Raw genomic sequence first — 21,001 nt, 5'->3', positions numbered from 1 at the left:
TAAATATCATTATTTTATAAGTAAACAATATATAAACAATAACAAAAATGTAAGATTTTTACTACAATTACGTTATTTTTATAGAGTTAAAATCTTTTTGTTGGCCGTGTTTTAAAAATATGGCAACAGAGATTTTTTAGTTCGTAAAACTGATTAAAAGGATTCGACAATATATGTCAAACTATACACTTCCAAAAAAAGAAAACTGGATAGGCAAATCGTCTGACCAACAATTGTATTTGAATGAAAAAGTAGAGCTTTCTACAATTACCTCTAAATTTCCCTACAATAAGCAAAAGACCTTTGCGCTGTTAGGATATAGTAGCGATGAGGGCGTACGTAGAAACCAAGGAAGAGTAGGAGCTAAACTTGGTCCAGATGCCATAAGAAAACAATTGGGAAAAATGTCCAATCATCTACCGACCGAGACAAAACTCTTGGATTTTGGAAACCTTGAATGTAAAGATCAAGAATTGGAAGATTTACAAAAAGAACTTTCTAACACGGTAAAATTATTTTTAGACAACAATACCATACCCATTATATTAGGTGGTAGTCATGACCTTGCCTATGGCCATTATAATGGTTTACTGGAGCATATTCCAAAAAACAAAACCATTGGCATCATAAATTTTGATGCGCATTTTGATTTAAGACCCAATACAGATGGAAACAATTCTGGCAGTCCGTTTTATCAAATAGCTATGGAACATAGAGTAAAGGGTACCCCTTTTAAATATTTGGCAATGGGAATTAGAAAGGAAGCAAACACTAAAAACCTATATGAATTTGCAGAGGCCAACCATGCCTATTATTTACAGCGAAAATACTTTAGCATGACCCACTCAGAACATGTGGAACTGCGTTTAATACAGTTTATGGAGGATGTGGACTACTTATATACCACCATAGATTTGGATGGCTTTTCTTCTGCATATGCCCCTGGTGTAAGCGCTGCCTCTCCCATGGGCTTTGCGCCGGATATTGCACTTAAAAGTTTAAAATTGATTATCGAATCAGAGAAATTATTAGCCCTGGATGTAGTTGAGCTCAATCCCACACTGGATATTGATGACCAAACGGCAAAATTAGCAGCATCCATTATCCATTATGCCATTCATAAGTTAGCGTAAACAAAAAAAGCCTCCCATTATGGAAAGCCTTTCACTGGGTTATATCGGCAAAAACCGATACACACAATCGCCTCAATTGTTGTCTGAGGCACAACACAACGCCGTAAAGATAATAAAGCTTTTTAATATATAAGTACCACCTATTCCATTCTTAACACATCATAAGCAAAAACCGTTAACCCAAAGCATCCTTTTCTGCATGGAACAGCTCATAAACCTTTCTTTTCTCCTCTAAGGTAAACTGTTTAGCGGCGAACCAGTCAAAGATTTTTATTTTTTCATTTTCAATTTGGGCGTTCCTAATGGCCTTTAAGGAAACAATATGCCAGTGCGTTCCTTTTTTTCGAGATACGGAATAACCCACATCTTCCATTATATAAGACTGCTTGGGTCTATTGATAAGACGAACACCATTTTTAAGCACGGCCAAAGTCTCGGTTAGGCTCACTACCTCTGAAAAGGAGTATCTGGCAAAATCATCAAAACCATTTTGCTCTACGTTATAAAGTTTATCACCAATTTTCAGGATATCCATAATTTAAAAAAAGGCAAAAATAAAAGGGGAAGTTGCCTTATAAAATGAAAATGGGTATTAGTTATCCACAATTTAAATCATTGTATGCCTAGGATATTTTGCTAAGCCATACCCTTCATGGTCAACAATGTGGTAACCCAAACAATTACAGAGGAAAGGAAGATACCTATGGTATTGGCCAAAAAAGCCTTTTTACGCTCAATCTTAAAAAGATAACTGGCAATACTACCTGCATAAACACCTGTACCCGGTATAGGTAGCATGACAAAGAATATTAGACCATAAAATCCATATTTCTTTATTTGATCTCCAGAGCCTGTTTTGGCACGTCTGGCAACAAATAGTGCGTTTTTTTTGTAAAAATGCCATCGCAACAATGATTTATTAATGGTATTTAAAAAATACATCATTATAGGAAAGACCATTACGTTGGCCAAAAAACAAACGATCAAAACCAGATAGATATTTACCCCGTTAAACAGACCATAGGGTATACCAACCTTTGCTTCCCCTAATGGGGAAATACTCCAAAGTGCCGCTATAATCAAATCCTTAAGCATTGTTCTATTTTAAGCGACTGCAAAATTACGTTGTTCTACAGAAAGAATGTCTTATATAAATCACAAATAATTTCTTTATTAGTTTAAAACTGGCAAACATCGATATAAAGGGGTAATTGTATGTAGTTAGTACCACTTATTAAAACACATACTAGTAATAAAAACGCTATTTTAGTCTTAGGCAAACTGAATTATCAACCTAACTATGACAAAGAAAAACTCCAGAAGGTCTTTTATAAAACGTGCAACGATTACTGGTGCTGCATTAGGTTCAGCCCCGTTTATTCTTACCGCATCTCAAGATGAAAAAATTCTATTGCAAAGAAATGAGCAAAACATATTATATAGTGCAAACAACAACATAAACATTGCACTGATCGGATCGGGCATACAAGGCATCTATGATACCCAATCTGCCCTGAAGGTTAACGGGGTAAAACTTGTTGCCGTTTGTGACCTTTATACGGGAAGGTTGGCCAGGGCAAAAGAGCTTTGGGGCGATCACCTTTTTGTTACCCGGGATTATAGGGAACTATTGAACCGCGAGGATGTAGATGCCGTACTTATAGCAACACCCGATCATTGGCACCAAACCATTGCCGTTGCCGCTCTTAAGGCGGGTAAACATGTGTATTGTGAAAAACCAATGGTTCAAAACTTTAGTGAAGGCCGGGAGATTATAAACGCTCAAAAACAATCTGGAAAAATATGCCAAATCGGTAGTCAGGGTATGTCATCCCTTGGCAATGAAAAAGCCAAGGAGCTTTATGAGGATGGAGCTATTGGGGATATCGTAATGTTAGATATGTATAATGATAGGTATTCTGCAGAAGGCGCTTGGCAGTACCCCATACCTACAGATGCTGACCCAAGTACTATTGATTTTGATACATTTTTAGGTAATGCTCCCAAAGTACCGTTTGAACCTACCCGATTTTTTAGGTGGAGAAATTATAGGGAATATGGTACCGGGGTTGCGGGCGATCTCTTTGTTCATGCATTTTCTACCCTTAATTATGTCATAAGCTCAAATGGTCCTAATAGAGCTTTGGCTACTGGCGGACTGAGATATTGGAAAGATGGTAGAAATGTACCAGATGTATCCATTACATTATATGATTATCCCAAAGCAGATAGCCATGCACCCTTTAATGCCGCCTTTCGCATCAATTTCATTGCCGGCAGTGGTGGCGGTGGCGGATTTAAACTAATTGGAACGGAAGGTGAAATGGAAATAGGACAGAATTCCGTTACGGTAAATAGGTCTAAACTAAATATGGTCCCAGGTGGATACTCCATGATATCATTTACCGAGGAAATGCAAAAAAGTATACAAAAAGAATACGCAGAAAAAATGAACGACCGGAAATCTCAATTAGCGACCGGTAAAACAACATGGCAAGCTCCCAACGATTATAAAGGGGCGCACTATGACCATTTTAATAATTTTTTTACCAGTATAAGAGCAGATAAAAAGGTAATTCAAGACCCAGAATTTGGTCTAAGAGCGGCGGGTGCGGCATTATTGGCAAATGAAAGTTACTACAAGAAGCAACCGGTAAACTGGGACCCGGTAAATATGAAAATAATTTAAGAAGGCAATTCTATAAACTGTATATGGCGCTCTACCTTTTCCTCAATGGAAATGAAAGATTCTATACCGCGTATACCGGCTACGCTTAATATTTCGTCTTGGTACACTTGCTTGTAATGGTTACTGTCACGTGCGTGCATTTTTATAAAAATATCGTATTTACCGGTTACATGATGAATTTTAACGACCTCTTCAATATCGTTCAACTTTTTCATTACACTTTTAAAGAGGCTTATCTCACTTAAAAAAATACCTAAAAAAATAGTCATTTTCCAACCCATCTTAGCATAATCCAAGGTAAGGGTGGCACCGGTTATAAGTCCCATTTCGCGCATCTTTCTCATGCGCATATGTACGGTTCCCGGAGAAATAGTTAATTCTTTGGCAACATCGGTATAAGCTGTTTGTGCATTATCCGCCAGGATATTTAAAATATTAAAATCTACCTGATCTAACTTATTTCTCATCTATTTCATTTAAAAAACAATTAAACTATTGTAAGCTTTTATCCTTTTTTAACAAATTTAATTTATAGTAATGGAAATTTATGTGATAATATGATAATAAAAAGGTTGATTAATAGCGTTTTATTAATAATGAATTAATCAAATTATCGATCTCATAAAAAGCAGGGTTTTAGCTATAATTACATATTCTTCTAAAACGGCAAGAGAAAATGTTTAAAAGCTGAAAAATAATCAGATTATCATAAAAAAACTGGTTTTCAATCAATCTTACTTACACTAAACCATTAACAAACAAGACTTTAGATAAAGAGTTGATTTTTATTATTCTATAACAATCAATAATATTGTTAATGCAATCTGCCACATAAACCAGGGCATGCTGCAAAGAAAAAGTATCCGGAACTTTTCATTTTACGAATACCATATTCCTCCAAGGTATCATATACACATGATGACTGTTTGGTGTCTATGGCAACTATTGAGAAACCACTAAACTCGTTCGATTATGAAAAAAATTCTAATACTTTCCTTTTTTATGCTACACATGATGTTTGTAGCACATGGGCAGGAATTAACAATATCTGGTAAAGTATCAGATGCACAAGGGCCCTTGCCCGGGGTAAATGTAATGGTCAAAGGTACTACTACTGGTGTTATAACAGATTTTGATGGTCAGTACACCATTACCGCCGCGGCAAATGCCACCTTGTTATATTCCTTTATTGGATATGCAAAATTAGAAATGCCAGTAAATGGAAATACAACTATGAACGTTACACTCCAGGAAGCTGCAGAGCAACTAACAGAAACAATTATACTGGGTACCAGAGGAGCCGCCAGGACAAAACTGAATACTCCCGTTCCCGTAGACGTGATCAATATTAAAAAAGACGCGATTAATATGCCACAACAAGATTTATCACAAATGCTGGCTGCCTCCGCACCCTCCTTTACCGCATATACAAGTGGGGGCGGCGATCTATCTTCTTTTGTTAGCCCTCCTAGTTTAAGAGGGTTGGCCCCAAACCAGATGCTAGTTTTGGTCAATGGTAAAAGAAGGCATACCTCTGCAATTCTAGCTGCATCACAAACCGGTACACCATCTAATGCCGTGGATATGAAATTTATACCTTCTATTGGAATTGATAGAATAGAGATATTGCGCGATGGTGCATCTGCACAATATGGTTCTGATGCCATAGCCGGTGTGGTCAATGTGGTCTTAAAAAAAGGAACCGGTGAATTTACGGGCACCCTTACTGGTGGCGCTTACCCCAATGCTACTCCAGTCTTTGGTGACTCTGACCTGACCGATGCCGAGAAAGCCTTAAACCGTTCATCTGGGGATTGGGACGGATATAATTTTCAATTTGATGGCAATTATGGTGTTGGATTTGAAAATGGCGGATACTTTAACGCTTCGGTACTTTTAAGTCAGTCCGAAAGAACAATAAGACCAACAGTATTAGAAATAGATAGGGCACCATTATACAGTGATCTTTACTTGAATAACGGTACTACGGATGTCAACGGCAATCCTATAATTACGAACCCAGAATTGATAGCTGCACAAGGTAGTGGCGACGCAGGTTTAATAAGTTCCTTAACTACGGTAGAAGGCTTAATGGCGGCCAGAGGAATAGAACAGGTAGATGTCTCCACATACTCGGGCTTACCAGCAAAAACATTAATGGGTTTTGGATTTAATCTAGAGACCCCTTTAACGGATAGTACTGATTTTTATGCTTTTGGTGATTTTGGTTATCAATATTCAGACGCTTATAGCTGTTTTTACAGAAGGGCAGCACAAGCGGATAGAGCCAGTTTTGCCCTTTTTCCAAACGGATTTAGACCTCAAATCTATACCGATCAATATAATTTGTCTTTGGCCACGGGTATTACGGGTACATTGGGAGATTATGATTTTGACCTCAGCAACACCTTTGGTACAAACTCCGCCAAATACGGAATGTTCAATACCTGGAATGCAAGTATTGGCGAAAGTTCACCAACAGAAATGAACCTGGGAACCCACAGTTTCCTGCAGAACTCCCTTAATTTGGATTTCACCAATTACTACGAAGACATTCTTTCTGGATTGAATGTTGCCTTTGGTGGTGAATTGCGCGTAGAAAATTACTCCATTGAAGCCGGTCAGGAAGAAAGTTGGACAGCAGGTAGTGCTGGCGTCATAACTGCAAGTGAGGACAATCAAGTTTTGACCGGGCCAGACGGTTTCCCTTTAGAAGATTTAAATGGAGCACCGATCGTAGATGAAACAGGAGCACCGGTTGTCTTACCCTATGCAGGCGTAAGCCAAGAATTGGTAAAGAATTATGCACTTAACTGCCAATGTTTTAGAGGCTTTGCGCCAGAAAACGAAAGTAACAGCTTTAGATCTGTAATGGCCGCATATGCCGACCTTGAATTAGATATAACGGATGATCTTTTAATTTCCGGGGCATTGCGATTAGAAAATTATTCTGATTTTGGTAATGTGGTCACAAGCAAAATTGCCGGTAGATATTCTATAGGGGAAAATTTTGCCATAAGGGGATCGTACAGCAGTGGGTTTAGGGCACCCTCCTTACAGGAATTGAACTATTCGCATAGCTATACCTTTTTTGTAAACCTAGTACCTTTTGATGGTACATTATATCAAAACAGTAGTTCTGCCGCAAATGCCTTGGGTATTGGACAATTACAGCAAGAACGATCAAGAAACTTCAGTTTAGGCTTTACCACCAAAATCGGCAAACTGGATTTTACCTTGGATGCCTACAAAATAGATATTTTCGACAGAATATTTGAGACCGGCGAATTTAATTCCGGTACCACACCAGTATTGGAACCTATCATTGGCAGCGGTTTGGCAAGTTTTAGAATTAACGGTGGAGATATCAGCACAAAAGGTGTAGAAGCCGTAGTCAATTACAATACCCGTATTGGAGATGGTCAATTAGGTGTTATACTTTCAGGCACATTTAGGGAAAATAAGTTTGAAAAAATCAACCTTCCGGACCTGAATACCAATTTGACCGATGAAGAATTGGCAGATAATTATGTGAACAGAGGGCTTATTGGACAATTTGAAACCGGCACCCCAAGTAGCAAATTAATTGGAACCTTAAATTATTCTATTGGTAAATTCTCCACCATGGTAAGGGGAACCCGTTTCGGTTCCGTACAGACCAGAGATAGTAGAACAAGAACACTATTAGATGGCACTACAGGATATGCAGACCAATTCTTTACTCCAGAATTTACGGTTGATCTAGGTGTTACCTATAAGATTTCGGACAAATTTAGTGTAACCGTAGGCGGCAACAACATCTTTAATGAGTATCCAGAAATCATTAGGTATGAACTTAGAACCTTCAACCTATATTCTAACTATCAACAAGGCTCATCAGGCGCCTATTACTTTGGTAGACTAACGTTCACATTATAATGCATGGCTAACCATTTAAGAAGAAAACAATTATGAAAACATATATAAGACATATAATAATCCTGGTATGGGCAGTAAGCCTATGCTCTTGCGAACAAGAAAGATTAGACCCCATACTAACTACAGCAGAAGGAGGCGGTAAATTAACGACTTATACTGCCTATACCATAGATGCAGCTGACCCTGCTGGTTCAAATGTTTACGGCAGAATAGTATTTTGGAAAAATACATTGAACCAAACCTTGGTGCAGGTTTCACTTTATAATACGGTTCCCGGGTTATTGCATCCTGCTTTGATCATTAATGGTGCGGCCGGTTCTGGTGCGGCAACAATGCTTGCCCTTGATAATGTTTCCGGTAATACGGGAGAGCTGGATACCAGTAAATTCTATGTGATTACGGACACTGCATTCTATGATAGTATTGCTGCAATGGACAGTCATATCAACATTTATCTAAGTACGACCGACGATACCATTGTTGCCAGTGGAAATCTTGGTATAAATGCAGATCCAGTAGAATCCGATTAAAGAATATTAAACTTAAATATAGCACACAATGAAAACAAACGTAGACAGAAGAGAATGGCTTAAAAAAGGCATTCTTACCGCGGCCGGAGCAATGGCCGCTCCCTATTTGACCTATGGGGCCTTCCCCACTCAACCTATTGCCTTAGATGCAAAAGGTAACCTACCCTATACCCCGTTCTTTAAGGAATATTTGCCTTATGCCCCAACACAGCCTGTTGAATTGGCCGCAAAATTAAATGCGAACGAAAACCCGTACGGACCCTCTCCAATGGCTGTTAAAGCTATGCAGGAATATGCGCCAAAAGGCAACAGGTATGCTTGGAAAGAACTTTACCAGTTAATGGACAAGATCGCTGCTGAAGAAGGTGTAAAGCAAGAAAACATAATGATGGGCCCAGGGTCTTCTGACCTTTTGGAAAAGACTGCCATGGTTTTCTTTCAGAATGGCGGCAATATTGTTTCTGCGGACCCTGCTTATATGTCTCTTATTAAGGTTGCTCAAGCCACTGGAGCCTCATGGAAACCCGTTCCTTTAAAAAAGGATTGGTCCCATGATTTGGCGGCGATGGAAGCGGCAGTAGACGATGAAACCAAATTGGTATATATATGCAATCCCAACAACCCTACCGGCAGTATGACAGACCATGCGGAACTGATAGACTTTTGCTCTAGGGTATCAGAAAAAACTCCCATTTTTATAGATGAGGCCTATTTAGGCTTTTTGGACGATAGTGCAAAAAAGAGTATGGTATCGCTAATTAATGAAGGTAAGAACGTAATCATTGCTCGTACTTTTTCCAAGATTCAAGGAATGGCAGGATTAAGGGTAGGCTATATAATTGCCCAGCCAGAAACACTAGGGATCATCCAAAAAATTACAAGAGGCGGAATGGGAATATCCTTGCCATCTGTCTATGCTGCAATGGCTAGTATGGATGATGTGACCTTTAAGGACAAGTCTCGAAAATTAAACAAGGAATGCAGGGCTTATGTTTACGAAAACCTTGATCGCCTAGGGTTTGAATATGTTCCTTCCTCTACAAGTTTCATCATCTTTCCTATTGAAATGGACGGAAAGGCGTTCTTGAAAAAAATGACTGCAGAAGGTGTTGGCGTAAGAGCTTTTGAAATCTATGGTAAAAACTGGTGCCGGGTAAGCATGGGTACCATGGATGAAATGAAGTTGTTTACCGCTGCCCTGGAAAAGGTGCTAGTTTAAGTTTGAATTAGTCCAGGAGTTGGGTGAAGATATTGCCTTGATACAACAATCTATAATCCAACTCCTACGGACTATTCTATAAAATAACCAACCCAACCACCATACAATATAACGCCATATCAACATGAATTTTGCATTACAAAAAACACTTGAGCTACTTTTGATTATTTCCCTAGGTGTATTCTTGCAGAAAAAAGTGGCCAAACAAGATTTAAAAGGAATAAAAGTACTTATTCTAAGTGTGGCATTACCTGCCACTATCTTTGTAGCTCTTTTAAAAATAGAATTAAAGGGAACCTTATTGGTCTTTCCGTTCATGGCGCTAACATTTAACCTATTAATGTTATTGGCATCCAAATATTTCCTGACCGTTTCTTTACATAAAAACGAGCATAGCAAAAAAAGGACCTTAATGATGTTATTGCCATCAACGGCACCTGGCCTATCTTGTTTTCCTTTTATAGTAGCCTATTTAGGAGATGACACATTGGCTTTAGCGGCACTGGCAGATGTTGGTAATAAAATATTTGTACTCATTTTACTTTATATGCTCGCCATGCATTGGTACAGAAAAAGGGCTGTAACCAACAAGCAGGAATCCTCAAAGAGCAAATTAAAGGGCCTAATGATCTCATTGATCAATGAACCTATAAACATGGTTATGGTCATAGGACTAATTCTATTGGGGTTTGGGCTTAATTTAACGGCCTTACCCGGATTTTTACAGAACACCGTACTTAGTATCAAGGACATAATGACCCCATTGGTACTCCTTTTTATTGGAATGGCGGTAAGAATAAATTCCGGTGAGTTTAAACTTATACTCTCCATGTTATTGCGTAGGGCCGGATTGGCTTTCTTTTTAAGCGGATTATTTGCCTATGCCCTACCTTCATTAACACCGGCCATGATATTATTATTGGTGGTCTTTCCTCAAAGCTCATGTAGTTTTTGGCCTTTTGCACACATGAACGCCATTCAGTCCTTAGAAGTAAAAGACCAACAAAAGGAACCTACATTTGATGTCAATTTTGGATTGAACATTCTAGCCTGCTCCCTGCCCTTTTCAACATTATTGATTATTGGAATTTTCTCCTTTAGCGAATTCTTTATCAATCCACTGATATTGCTAGGTTTAGGTACGGCCATTTTGGCTATAACCTTTGCACCGGACATATTTAAATCCAAGAGTTTTATGATGCACCGCGAGCGTAAAGTTGTTCCCAAATTCAAAAAAGACCATCCAAGGTTGACCATAGCAAAAGAAGAAAATACGGTTCCTAATGAGGATAGGGTCAATGAAGCGGCAGTAAGCTAAAATTCCTTAATAAGCCTCTTTCATCCATTCATATGGTTTTCTGTTCATCCATAATCCCCTTGTAAAATCTGGGATATCCTGTGGCTCGCCATTGTTGGCTATAGAAACTTCAGATAATGGGGTAACCGCACTCCATGCAGCGGCATCGTATGCATCTAAAGGTGGCGCAATTTGCTGTTTAGCGGATTCAACAAAAGAGTTTAGCACAAAGAAATCCATACCCCCGTGACCGGCATCCAAGGCATATTCCCCATATTTTTTCCACAACGGATGATCATATTTGGCAAGCCAAGGTTGGGCATCATCCCAAGTATGTGGTTTAGAAGTACCATTGATGTACATACGGCCACCATCTACCTCCCATAACCCATTTGCACCTTGTACCCTAAACCCAAGGGAATAAGGTCTTGGTAAATTACAATCATGAGTAATGATAATGGTTTCGCCATTGGCCGTATTTATGGTAGAGGTAATTACATCGCCTTGTTTAAATTTAATTTTAGCATTAGGGTGCTCTTGCCCGCCGTGTTCAACAATATAGTTATGTAGCCCTATGCCTTTGGTAGCGTGTGATGTCATGGAAACAAACCTGTTGCCCCTATTTACATCTGCCATAACCGCAATGGGCCCAAGACCATGGGTAGGGTATACATCTGCATTGCGCTTAACGGAATGTGCAGTACGCCATTTAGATTCTGATATACCTTTTTCACCAAACTCCACCCCTTTACCATAAGCCGTTTTACCGTCATTAAATTTCACGTGGCGTAAATCATGCTGATACCCACATCTAAAATGCACCAATTCGCCAAAGACATTTTGCTTCACCATATTCAAAACGGCGAGAATATCCCTTCTATAGTTTACATTTTCCAAAATCATCATATGGGTACCTGTACGTTCATGGGTATTCACCAAATCCCAACATTCTTCCAAAGTGTTTGATGCTGAAACCTCTACCCCTGCATATTTTCCGGCTTCCATGGCATCTACCGTCATACGTCTATGCCAAAGCCAAGGTGTGGCAATCATGACGGCATCAACATCACTAAGTGACAAAAGATTTTTATAATCATGTTCGTTGGCATCAAAAACCTTGGGCATTTTGCCCCCAGCGTCCGTAATATGTTTTCTTGCAATGGCAATACGGTCTTTATCTATATCACATATAGCCGTTACATTGACATCTTTTCTCAGTAGCAAATTTGCCAAGTGGTTGGTACCTCTTAAACCCACCCCTATTAAACCAACATTTATTTTATCTACCGCACTAAATCTTTGCGTTGCAAAACCGGGAACGGCCATTAATCCTAAACCGGCCATAGATGTATTCTTAATAAACTTTCTTCTTGATGCCATTATTTAATTTCTATAATTGAGCACTTAAATTATAAAAACTTGCCAAACCATATTAACTAATCATCAAATTTAACGGTGATACATCTAAATTCGCCCTGTCGTTTTAAAGGCATTTCCTATTTTTGAATGATAAACACAGAAAATCATGACATTACTTTTAATGGCTGCCGGTAGTGGTAGTAGATATGGAAAACTTAAACAATTTGATGATTTAGGTCCCAATGGTGAATTTTTAATGGAGTTCGCCATTTTTGATGCCATACAGAACAATTTTGATCAGATTGTGGTCATCACTAAAAAAGAAAATGTATCCTTTTTGGAAGAACACCTTTCCTCAAGGTTGCCAAAAAGCATAAAATTAAATGTACTTGCACAGGAACTTACAGATCTACCTGATGGAGTAACCTTTACGGGAGAACGTAAAAAACCATGGGGAACGGCACATGCGGTTTGGACAGCAAGAAATGTAATTAACGGACCTTTTGTAGTCATTAATGCCGATGATTTTTACGGTCAGGCAGCTTATAAAAAAGCTGCGGAATTTATGAGTTCCAATACTGATGCCTATGCCCTTTTAGGATATACCTTAAAAGACACTTTATCAGAGCATGGGTCGGTTTCAAGAGGCGTGTGTGAGGTTGACGGCGATAATTTGAAATCTGTACAAGAACGATTAAAATTGGTGCAGACAGAGGATAAAATCATTGATGAGGACACTCAACTGGAATTTACCGGTGACGAGCAGGCAAGTATGAACTTTTGGGTATGCAGACCATCAATTTTTGATAAAATAGAATCAGAATTTAGATTGTTTTTAAAAGATGAGGACCGTATTGCCAATAGTGAGCTTTATATACCTTTAATGATACAGGAAATGTTACAGGCTAATGAGATTGAAGTAAAATGTATACCTTCTGGCGGAGATTGGTTTGGAGTAACCTATGCCAGTGATAAGGAAAAAGCAATGAACAGTCTTAAGGAGAAATCGGATATGGGCAAATACCCCGCTCCTATCTGGAATTAAGGTTCTTTAAAAATTTAAAATCCCCGGAACTAAGCTATAATAGTTTCGGGGATTTTTTTTGGTATAGACCGAAACTAAAAAGAGTCCAACCTTTGCGGATTGGACTCTTTTACGAGAACACTATATGAAAATGAAAAAAATTTAATTCGTTTTTTATTACATAGTAAACTTACCAGATACATAAAGAAATAGAAACAAATTGATGTATGCCCCTTAAATTTTGTTGTCAGATGGCCTATTTTTGTTGTGAACTCAAATAACAGCTATGAAGATTAGAATAAAAGGCAATTCTGTAAGATTTAGATTGACCCAGTCTGAAGTCAAGGCTTTATCTGAGAACGGGGAAATCTATGATCACACCAACTTTGGCAAGTCAGAATTTAAATACGGCGTGGTCTTGACAGATGGGATACCTAATCTAGAAACCAGTTTTAAGGACAATTGTATTATTCTAAAAATGCCAAGTGCTTTGGGCAAAAAATGGTACAACAATGAAATTGTAACCTATGACCATACTGTAGCAACGTCTAATGGAGAGACATTATATCTTCTATTGGAAAAAGACTTTACCTGCCTGGATAATACCTTGGAAGATCAATCTGACAATTATCCAAACCCCAAACTAACCTAGCACACGCTTTAAATGCTAGTCCTTAAATGGATTAAAGTACTATTTAACAGATATGAGCCTAAAGGTTAGCCGTACAATTGATAAGTTTATACCATGGAATCAAAAGCGCAAAGAAATGTATCTTTTAGAGGGTCTGAAGATTTTCTGGACATAGAACTCAAAGAACCTGTCAACCATGCCGCAGGCTATTTAGGGGTGCGTGAAGCGCTTAAACATACATTTAAGGAAATGGGCGTGTTACGCTCCATGCGGTCTTTGTTAAGCATGAACCAGAAAGATGGTTTTGATTGTCCAAGTTGTGCATGGCCCGATCCAGAGCACCCTTCCCCTGTTGCAGAGTATTGTGAAAACGGGGCCAAGGCACTAGGTGATGAAGCCACTACCAATCATGTAGATGCCAAATTCTTTAAAAATAATTCTGTAGAGGAATTATCGCTGCTATCTGACTATGAGCTCAATAAATTTGGCCGTTTGGTAGAACCAATGGTTTTACGGGCCGGGAGTATTTATTACGAACCTATTTCTTGGAACGGGGCTTTTGAACTTATAGCATCTGAACTTAAAAAATTGAACAACCCAGACGAAGCTATATTTTATACTTCTGGGCGTTCTAGCAATGAGGCGGCTTTTCTATATGGCATGTTTGCACGTGCTTTTGGAACCATCAACTTACCAGACTGTTCCAACATGTGCCATGAGAGCAGCGGTGTAGCCTTGGGAGAAACATTGGGCATAGGTAAAGGTTCAACGACATTGGAAGATCTTTACGAAGCGGAAGTTATAATAATTGCGGGGCAAAATCCCGGTACCAACCACCCTAGAATGCTCTCCGCACTTGAGAAATGCAAGCAAAACGGCGGTAAGGTAATTAGTATTAATCCATTAGAGGAATCGGGGTTGGTCAATTTTAAGAACCCACAGAATATTAATGGATGGATAGGTGGCGGAGAAGATATGGCAGATATTCATTTGCCCGTTAACATTAACCAAGACATCCCTTTGATCAAACTTATTTTAAAAAAGTTAGTTGCGCTTGACCAAGTATCCGGTAAAGTTTTTGACCACAAATTTATTGCCAAATATACCGAAGGATATGATGCTTTGTTACACGACCTGGCACAATATGACGAAAAGGAACTCCTTGGCCAAACTGGCGTATCCAAAGAAAGTATTGATAAGACGGTAGCCCTATTGGCCAATAAATCCAAAATAATCGTTTGCTGGGCAATGGGACTTACCCAACATAAGAACGGCGTGGAAAATATAAGGGAGTTCGTAAATCTATTGTTGCTAAAAGGTTCTATTGGCAAACCCAATACAGGTACCTGCCCCGTAAGAGGCCATAGCAATGTACAAGGTGACCGTAGTGTAGGTATACAACATTTTGTAGACAAGGGACTAAATGAACGTATTGAGAAATATTTAGGCTTTACACCCCCTAATCATGAAGGTTTAGATGTCGTTGGTTCCATGAAAGCCATGTATGAAGGTAAGGTAAAAATTTTCATGTGTCTTGGAGGTAATTTCCTAATGGCGGCATCAGATACCGAATTCACGGCCAAGGGTATACAAAACTGTGACCTTACCGTACAGATAAGCACCAAGTTGAACAGAACACATCTGGTAACCGGTAAAACAGCTTTGATCCTACCTACTATTGGCAGGTCAGAAAAGGACATGAAAAATGGAAAACCCCGCCATTTTACAGTAGAAAATAGTATGGGCAGGGTAAAACAGAGCAAGGGAATCTTAAAACCGGCCTCGGAAAACGTCATGAGCGAACCCGAAATCATAGCCAATATTGGTAGGGCCTATTTTGGAGATACCCACCCCATGGATTGGAAGGCTTTGGGAGCGGATTATGAACTAATCCGTACGCAAATCGATCAAGTTGCAAAAGGTTTTGAAAATACCAAGGAGCGATCACAGGGTGCAGGCTATTATTTACCCAATAATGTCCGCGAACTGGATTTTAGTATGTTGCCAAACGGTAAGGCTCAGATAACCATTAACCAATTACCCGAGCACCACCTGGAAAAAGATGAGTACATGCTCATGACTATACGTTCTCATGATCAATTCAACACAACCATTTACGGACTGGACGATCGTTACCGCGGGGTGTATAATGCACGTAGGGTTATTTTTATGAATCCGGATGACATGAAAGCCGTTGGGCTTAATAAATTAGATGTTGTGGATATTACGAGTACCTATGACCAAACGGTGAGGACCGCACACAAATTTAAGGTAATTCCATATAATATTCCTTCGGGTAATTTAGCTTCATACTTTCCTGAGACCAATATTTTGGTGCCTTACAATCATTTTGCATCGCGCAGCAAAACACCGATCAGTAAATCTATAAAGGTACGGTTGGTAAAGAAATAGTTAATCAATTTTACATCTACAGGTCTTTGTTTAACACTGCCATAACCAAAACATAAGTTCTAGGTAACCACACTATCGATTCAAATATTGAAACTTTACAGGTATAAATTTCAGTATATGAAATCTATTAAAATAGTACTGTTCTCTATTGTTGTGCTGGTTATGCACATTAAGCTCAAAAGCACTTTACTTCACTCCAAAAACAGGTTTTTCAAAAAAAGGGAAACTGCATTACACGTATGAAAAAAAGACCTGTAGACATTGTGGTCCTGTCAGATATTCATTTAGGAACTTATGGCTGCCACGCCAAGGAACTATTAAAATATTTAAAATCCATTAAGCCCAAAGAGGTCATTTTAAATGGTGATATTGTAGATATATGGCAATTTAGCAAACGGTATTGGCCAAAATCGCACATGAAGGTAGTCAAGGTAATCATGGAATGGGTCGCCAAGGGTATACCTGTACATTATGTCACTGGCAACCATGATGAACTATTGCGCAAATTTTCCGGCAGCCATATGGGGTCTTTAAGTATAACCAACAAACTGGTTATGCCCTTACACAATAAAAAGGCCTGGGTTTTCCATGGAGATGTTTTTGATGTAACCATGCAGCATAGTAAATGGCTAGCAAAATTGGGAGCAAAGGGCTATGACTTTTTAATACTCTTGAACAGGGCCATAAATTTTATCTGTAAAAAAATAGGCAAAGGCCCCATTTCTATGTCCAAAAAGATAAAAAACGGAGTAAAATCTGCTGTGAAATTCATAAATGACTTTGAACGTATTGCGGCAGACATTGCTATTGAAAATGGGTATGACTATGTGGTCTGTGGCCATATACACCAACCCGTTATTAAAAATATAAAAACGGAAAAGGGTGAAGTTACCTATCTAAATTCTGGTGATTGGATAGAAAATCTGACCGCCTTGGAATATAAAAAAGGAGCCTGGACCTTGTATTCCTATTTAGAGGATGAAAGCATGAACAATGAAAAAGATGATCCTTTGGATGAAAGCTTCCTCTTGGAAAAAGGAGAACTTTTTGAAAGCTTGCTTACAGAATTTAAGATAAATGGTATGGCACAGTCTGTTAAATGAAAGTACTATACGCAATACAGGGTACAGGAAACGGCCATTTAAGTAGGGCGCGAGATGTAATACCCGCCCTACTAAAGCAAGAAATCAGTTTAGATTTATTGGTAAGTGGTATCCAGGCAGATGTGTCCTTGCCCTATCCCATAACATATCAATTAAAGGGTCTCAGTTTTATTTTCGGCAAAAAAGGAGGGGTAGATATGTGGAAAACCTATTACAGGGCAAACTCGTTAAGATTACAAAAAGAAATAAAGAGTATTCCGGTAGAATCCTATGATTTGGTCATAAACGATTTTGAACCGGTAACGGCATGGGCTTGTAAATTAAAGCAATTACCATGTTATAGTTTTAGTCACCAAGCAGCGGTATTGTCTCCCAAGGCACCAAAACCCAAGAAAAAAGACCCCTTTGGAAAATGGATCCTACAAAACTACGCCCCTACTAGTCGCCAGTTTGGATTGCATTTTCAATCATACGAGCCCAACATTTACACTCCCATCATAAGAAAGGATATTAGGGAAGCCAAAATTACCCAAAATGACCATTATACCGTATATCTACCCTCCTACAGCGATGAAAAACTTATACAATTCCTATCTAAGTTCAAGGGGGTAAAATGGCAGGTGTTCTCCAAACACAATAAAAAGGAACATGTTAATGAACACATTCATATTAGGCCCATTACTAACCATGATTTTGTAGCAAGTATGGCTTCTAGCAAAGGAATAGTTTGTGGCGCAGGATTTGAAACCCCTGCAGAAAGTCTGTTCTTGCAAAAGAAATTACTGGTTATTCCTATGAAAGGTCAATATGAACAACAATGTAATGCGGCCGCACTAAGTAAAATAGGAGTATCGGTTATAAAATCCTTAAAGAAGAAGCATTTGGACAAAATGCAGCATTGGTTGGATAGTGAAGATATTATTTCTGTAGATTATCCAGATATTACCGAACAAATGGTCTCCCAATTACTGGCAACATCTTTCAAGTCACATTAAATTCCTGTTACTATTCCCGAAAATATGGCAAAGTCAGAATTGAACGCTTCCCATTTTGGTCAAGACTTTATTTGGGGGGTGTCAACTGCTGCATTTCAAATAGAAGGGGCCAGTTACAGCCATGGAAAAGGCACCTCTATCTGGGATACTTTCACCAAGAAAAGAAATGCGATTCGCAATTATGACCAAGCGGATATTGCATGTGATTTTTATCATAGGTATGAAGAAGATATTATATTGATGAAATCCATGAACATCAAAAATTTTAGATTCTCCATTTCTTGGACACGCATTTTACCAACTGGAACCGGTACGGTCAATGAAAAAGGAATTTCATTTTACAACAATGTAATTTCCTGCTGCCTAAAACATGGAATAGAACCGTGGATTACCCTATATCATTGGGATTTACCCCAGGCTCTTGAAGATAAGGGCGGATGGACCAATAGAGAAATACTGGATTGGTTTACAGAGTTTACCACTGTTTGTGCCAAGGCCTTTGGCAGTAGGGTAAAATATTGGATGGTTTTGAACGAGCCTATGGTCTTTACCGGGGCTGGATATTTCTTAGGGGTGCATGCACCAGGTAAAAAACGGTTAAGAAATTTTTTACCGGCAGTACATCACGCAGTACTTTGCCAAGCAGAAGGCGGACGTATTTTAAGAAGGTTACTTCCCCATGCCAAAATTGGCACCACCTTTTCGTGTTCCCAGATAACGGCCTATAAAAACAACAAAAGGGATATAAAAGCAGCCAAAAAAGCCGATGCCTTGTTAAACAGATTATTTATAGAGCCTACCTTGGGCTTAGGTTACCCCATTAATGATGTACCTGTCCTTAAACGATTAAAGGCTTTCATAAAACCTGGGGATATGGAACGTTGTACATTTAATTTTGATTTTATAGGGCTACAGAACTATACCCGTGAAAAAATAACCCATAGTTTTTTTGTTCCTTATTTAAAAGCGAAGATCGTAAAGGCCAGTAAACGTAATGTAAATACTACTTTAATGGATTGGGAGGTATACCCTCCAAGCATATACCATATGGTTGAAAAATTCAGTGCCTATTCCCAAATAAATAAAATCATAATTACAGAAAATGGTGCGGCATTTAAGGATGAAATAAAGAACGGTGAGGTAGATGACCAACACCGTTTAAACTTTCTACAAGAATATATAGCCCAAGTGTACAAAGCAAAACAAGAAGGATTAAATGTACATGGTTATTTTGTATGGACCCTGACCGATAATTTTGAATGGGCAGAGGGGTATCATGCAAGATTTGGTCTAATTCATATTGATTTTAAAACTTTAAAAAGAACCCTTAAAGCTTCCGGAAAATGGTTTGCCCGGTTTTTAAAAGAATAACATAGTTAGTATAAAAAAGCCGATGAAAACATCGGCTCTAAACTACTTCTTAACAAAATCACATCTCAACTTATGCATCCGAAAATTATAGAAGGCATTAAAAAATGAAGTTATGCCAATGCAACCAAAAAGTTATATTATTTAAATGCCGGCATTCCCGTAATATCCGCTCCAGTAATCAATAAATGTATGTCATGGGTACCTTCATAGGTGATGACACTTTCCAAGTTCATCATATGCCTCATAATACTATATTCGCCCGTAATACCCATTCCTCCTAAAACCTGTCTTGCCTCACGGGCAATTTTTATTGCCATTTCCACATTATTCCTTTTTGCCATTGAAATTTGTGCCGTGGTCGCCTTGCCCTCATTCTTTAATTGACCCAAACGAAACGCCAACAATTGGGCCTTTGTAATTTCAGTAATCATTTCGGCTAACTTCTTTTGTTGCAATTGAGTGGCGGCTATAGGTTTTCCAAATTGAATCCGCTCCTTGGCATAACGCAATGCCGTGTCATAACAATCCATGGCAGCACCAATAGCTCCCCAGGAAATTCCAAATCTAGCGGAGTCCAAACATCCCAATGGCGCTCCTAATCCAGATTTATTTGGTAATAGATTTTCTTTTGGCACTTTAACATTATCAAAAATAAGTTCACCGGTAGCTGATGCTCTTAAAGACCATTTATTATGAGTTTCTGGGGTAGTAAACCCTTCCATACCACGTTCAACAATTAATCCATGTATACGACCTTCTTCATTCTTTGCCCATACTACGGCAATATCACAAAAAGGAGAGTTCGATATCCATAATTTTGCACCATTTAAAAGGTAATGATCGCCCATGTCCTTGAATTTGGTTTCCATACCGCTTGGATTAGAACCATGGTTGGGTTCGGTTAAACCAAAAGATCCCATCCATTCCCCTGAGGCCAATTTTGGAAGGTACTTTTTACGTTGCTCTTCGGTACCATAGGTAAAAATAGGGTACATGACCAATGATGACTGAACAGAAGCTGTAGAGCGTACCCCACTATCTCCCCTTTCAATTTCTTGCATAATGAGTCCGTAACTAATCTGATCTAGACCGGCCCCACCGTACTCCTCTGGTATATAAGGACCAAACGCTCCTATTTCTGCTAGTCCACCTATAATCTGTTTAGGGAATTCTGCCTTTTGGGCATATTCTTCAATGATTGGGGATACATCTCTCTTAACCCATTGGCGGGCGGCATCACGTACCAACAAATGCTCTTGGGATAAAAGGTCGTCCAGGTTATAATAATCGGGTGCTTCAAACAAATCGGGTCTCATAACA

At 38.8% G+C, this 21,001-nt stretch carries 17 protein-coding genes; 12 read left to right on the top strand and 5 right to left on the bottom strand.

Going from position 1 to position 21,001, the window contains the following annotated elements:
- Positions 1-173 precede the first annotated feature (173 nt).
- Positions 174-1,133, top strand: a complete 960-nt coding sequence (gene hutG / locus ABVM52_RS10090; RefSeq protein ID WP_405380104.1) for a formimidoylglutamase — start codon at positions 174-176, stop codon at positions 1,131-1,133.
- 175 nt (positions 1,134-1,308) lie between these two features.
- Here the strand turns inward: hutG and ABVM52_RS10085 are convergent, their stop codons facing one another.
- Positions 1,309-1,668 (bottom strand): pyruvate kinase, encoded by a 360-nt coding sequence (locus tag ABVM52_RS10085; protein WP_405380102.1) that lies wholly within the window; start codon positions 1,666-1,668, stop codon positions 1,309-1,311.
- Positions 1,669-1,769: 101 nt separating this feature from the next.
- A complete protein-coding gene (locus ABVM52_RS10080; RefSeq protein WP_405380101.1) occupies positions 1,770-2,228 on the bottom strand; it encodes a COG2426 family protein in 459 nt (152 codons plus the stop codon).
- Between the two features lie 205 nt (positions 2,229-2,433).
- On the opposite strand from ABVM52_RS10080, the gene ABVM52_RS10075 reads away from it, so the two are divergent.
- Complete coding sequence (locus tag ABVM52_RS10075; protein WP_405380099.1) at positions 2,434-3,822, top strand: Gfo/Idh/MocA family protein; 1,389 nt, start codon at positions 2,434-2,436, stop codon at positions 3,820-3,822.
- Here ABVM52_RS10075 and ABVM52_RS10070 read toward each other — a convergent pair.
- The gene (locus ABVM52_RS10070; protein ID WP_405380097.1) at positions 3,819-4,289 is read right to left on the bottom strand and encodes an Lrp/AsnC family transcriptional regulator; all 471 of its coding nucleotides are present in this window, start codon (positions 4,287-4,289) and stop codon (positions 3,819-3,821) included. The genes ABVM52_RS10075 and ABVM52_RS10070 overlap by 4 nt on opposite strands.
- Positions 4,290-4,794: 505 nt before the next feature.
- On the opposite strand from ABVM52_RS10070, the gene ABVM52_RS10065 reads away from it, so the two are divergent.
- The 4 genes from ABVM52_RS10065 to ABVM52_RS10050 all read left to right on the top strand — a co-directional run bounded on the left by ABVM52_RS10065 (position 4,795) and on the right by ABVM52_RS10050 (position 10,807).
- Positions 4,795-7,740 carry a TonB-dependent receptor gene (locus ABVM52_RS10065; protein ID WP_405380095.1) on the top strand — a complete coding sequence of 982 codons (2,946 nt, stop codon included), beginning with the start codon at positions 4,795-4,797 and terminating at the stop codon, positions 7,738-7,740.
- Positions 7,741-7,772: 32 nt separating this feature from the next.
- A complete protein-coding gene (locus tag ABVM52_RS10060) occupies positions 7,773-8,270 on the top strand; it encodes a hypothetical protein (RefSeq protein WP_405380093.1) in 498 nt (165 codons plus the stop codon).
- A gap of 28 nt (positions 8,271-8,298) precedes the next feature.
- Positions 8,299-9,489 carry a pyridoxal phosphate-dependent aminotransferase gene (locus tag ABVM52_RS10055; protein WP_405380091.1) on the top strand — a complete coding sequence of 397 codons (1,191 nt, stop codon included), beginning with the start codon at positions 8,299-8,301 and terminating at the stop codon, positions 9,487-9,489.
- Positions 9,490-9,613: 124 nt separating this feature from the next.
- Positions 9,614-10,807, top strand: coding sequence for an AEC family transporter (locus tag ABVM52_RS10050; protein WP_405380089.1), 1,194 nt, complete (start codon positions 9,614-9,616; stop codon positions 10,805-10,807).
- Positions 10,808-10,813: 6 nt separating this feature from the next.
- On the opposite strand, the gene ABVM52_RS10045 is transcribed toward ABVM52_RS10050, so the two are convergent.
- The gene (locus ABVM52_RS10045; protein ID WP_405380087.1) at positions 10,814-12,166 is read right to left on the bottom strand and encodes a Gfo/Idh/MocA family protein; all 1,353 of its coding nucleotides are present in this window, start codon (positions 12,164-12,166) and stop codon (positions 10,814-10,816) included.
- Between the two features lie 145 nt (positions 12,167-12,311).
- Here ABVM52_RS10045 and ABVM52_RS10040 point away from each other — a divergent pair, with 145 nt between their 5' ends.
- The 6 genes from ABVM52_RS10040 (at position 12,312) to ABVM52_RS10015 (ending at position 19,681) form a co-directional block, all read left to right on the top strand.
- Positions 12,312-13,190 (top strand): NDP-sugar synthase, encoded by an 879-nt coding sequence (locus tag ABVM52_RS10040; protein WP_405380085.1) that lies wholly within the window; start codon positions 12,312-12,314, stop codon positions 13,188-13,190.
- Between the two features lie 265 nt (positions 13,191-13,455).
- Positions 13,456-13,821, top strand: a complete 366-nt coding sequence (locus tag ABVM52_RS10035) for a DUF7009 family protein (protein WP_405380083.1) — start codon at positions 13,456-13,458, stop codon at positions 13,819-13,821.
- A 93-nt stretch (positions 13,822-13,914) separates the two neighbouring features.
- Positions 13,915-16,212, top strand: a complete 2,298-nt coding sequence (locus ABVM52_RS10030; RefSeq protein ID WP_405380081.1) for an FdhF/YdeP family oxidoreductase — start codon at positions 13,915-13,917, stop codon at positions 16,210-16,212.
- Positions 16,213-16,451: 239 nt separating this feature from the next.
- Entirely contained in the window at positions 16,452-17,315 is an 864-nt protein-coding gene (locus ABVM52_RS10025) for a UDP-2,3-diacylglucosamine diphosphatase (RefSeq protein WP_405380079.1), read from the top strand.
- On the top strand, positions 17,312-18,310 hold the full coding sequence (locus ABVM52_RS10020; protein ID WP_405380077.1) for a glycosyltransferase family protein: 999 nt from the start codon (positions 17,312-17,314) through the stop codon (positions 18,308-18,310). Before ABVM52_RS10025 ends, ABVM52_RS10020 begins: the two co-directional genes overlap by 4 nt.
- 24 nt (positions 18,311-18,334) lie before the next feature.
- Positions 18,335-19,681, top strand: coding sequence for a GH1 family beta-glucosidase (locus ABVM52_RS10015; protein WP_405380075.1), 1,347 nt, complete (start codon positions 18,335-18,337; stop codon positions 19,679-19,681).
- 137 nt (positions 19,682-19,818) lie between these two features.
- On the opposite strand, the gene ABVM52_RS10010 is transcribed toward ABVM52_RS10015, so the two are convergent.
- On the bottom strand, positions 19,819-20,997 hold the full coding sequence (locus ABVM52_RS10010) for an acyl-CoA dehydrogenase family protein (protein WP_405380073.1): 1,179 nt from the start codon (positions 20,995-20,997) through the stop codon (positions 19,819-19,821).
- Between the last annotated feature and the right edge of the window lie 4 nt (positions 20,998-21,001).

It is taken from the genome of Maribacter sp. LLG6340-A2, from assembly GCF_045057105.1.
In the GTDB taxonomy this organism is placed as follows: Bacteria; Bacteroidota; Bacteroidia; order Flavobacteriales; family Flavobacteriaceae; genus Maribacter.
This window is presented reverse-complemented; position numbering and strand designations above follow the sequence as displayed.

Coding starts and splice junctions, on each gene's coding strand:
- hutG (WP_405380104.1), top strand. CDS start 174: ATGTCAAACTATACACTTCCAAAAAAAGAAAACTGGATAGGCAAATCG.
- ABVM52_RS10085 (WP_405380102.1), bottom strand. CDS start 1,668: ATGGATATCCTGAAAATTGGTGATAAACTTTATAACGTAGAGCAAAAT.
- ABVM52_RS10080 (WP_405380101.1), bottom strand. CDS start 2,228: ATGCTTAAGGATTTGATTATAGCGGCACTTTGGAGTATTTCCCCATTA.
- ABVM52_RS10075 (WP_405380099.1), top strand. CDS start 2,434: ATGACAAAGAAAAACTCCAGAAGGTCTTTTATAAAACGTGCAACGATT.
- ABVM52_RS10070 (WP_405380097.1), bottom strand. CDS start 4,289: ATGAGAAATAAGTTAGATCAGGTAGATTTTAATATTTTAAATATCCTG.
- ABVM52_RS10065 (WP_405380095.1), top strand. CDS start 4,795: ATGAAAAAAATTCTAATACTTTCCTTTTTTATGCTACACATGATGTTT.
- ABVM52_RS10060 (WP_405380093.1), top strand. CDS start 7,773: ATGAAAACATATATAAGACATATAATAATCCTGGTATGGGCAGTAAGC.
- ABVM52_RS10055 (WP_405380091.1), top strand. CDS start 8,299: ATGAAAACAAACGTAGACAGAAGAGAATGGCTTAAAAAAGGCATTCTT.
- ABVM52_RS10050 (WP_405380089.1), top strand. CDS start 9,614: ATGAATTTTGCATTACAAAAAACACTTGAGCTACTTTTGATTATTTCC.
- ABVM52_RS10045 (WP_405380087.1), bottom strand. CDS start 12,166: ATGGCATCAAGAAGAAAGTTTATTAAGAATACATCTATGGCCGGTTTA.
- ABVM52_RS10040 (WP_405380085.1), top strand. CDS start 12,312: ATGACATTACTTTTAATGGCTGCCGGTAGTGGTAGTAGATATGGAAAA.
- ABVM52_RS10035 (WP_405380083.1), top strand. CDS start 13,456: ATGAAGATTAGAATAAAAGGCAATTCTGTAAGATTTAGATTGACCCAG.
- ABVM52_RS10030 (WP_405380081.1), top strand. CDS start 13,915: ATGGAATCAAAAGCGCAAAGAAATGTATCTTTTAGAGGGTCTGAAGAT.
- ABVM52_RS10025 (WP_405380079.1), top strand. CDS start 16,452: ATGAAAAAAAGACCTGTAGACATTGTGGTCCTGTCAGATATTCATTTA.
- ABVM52_RS10020 (WP_405380077.1), top strand. CDS start 17,312: ATGAAAGTACTATACGCAATACAGGGTACAGGAAACGGCCATTTAAGT.
- ABVM52_RS10015 (WP_405380075.1), top strand. CDS start 18,335: ATGGCAAAGTCAGAATTGAACGCTTCCCATTTTGGTCAAGACTTTATT.
- ABVM52_RS10010 (WP_405380073.1), bottom strand. CDS start 20,997: ATGAGACCCGATTTGTTTGAAGCACCCGATTATTATAACCTGGACGAC.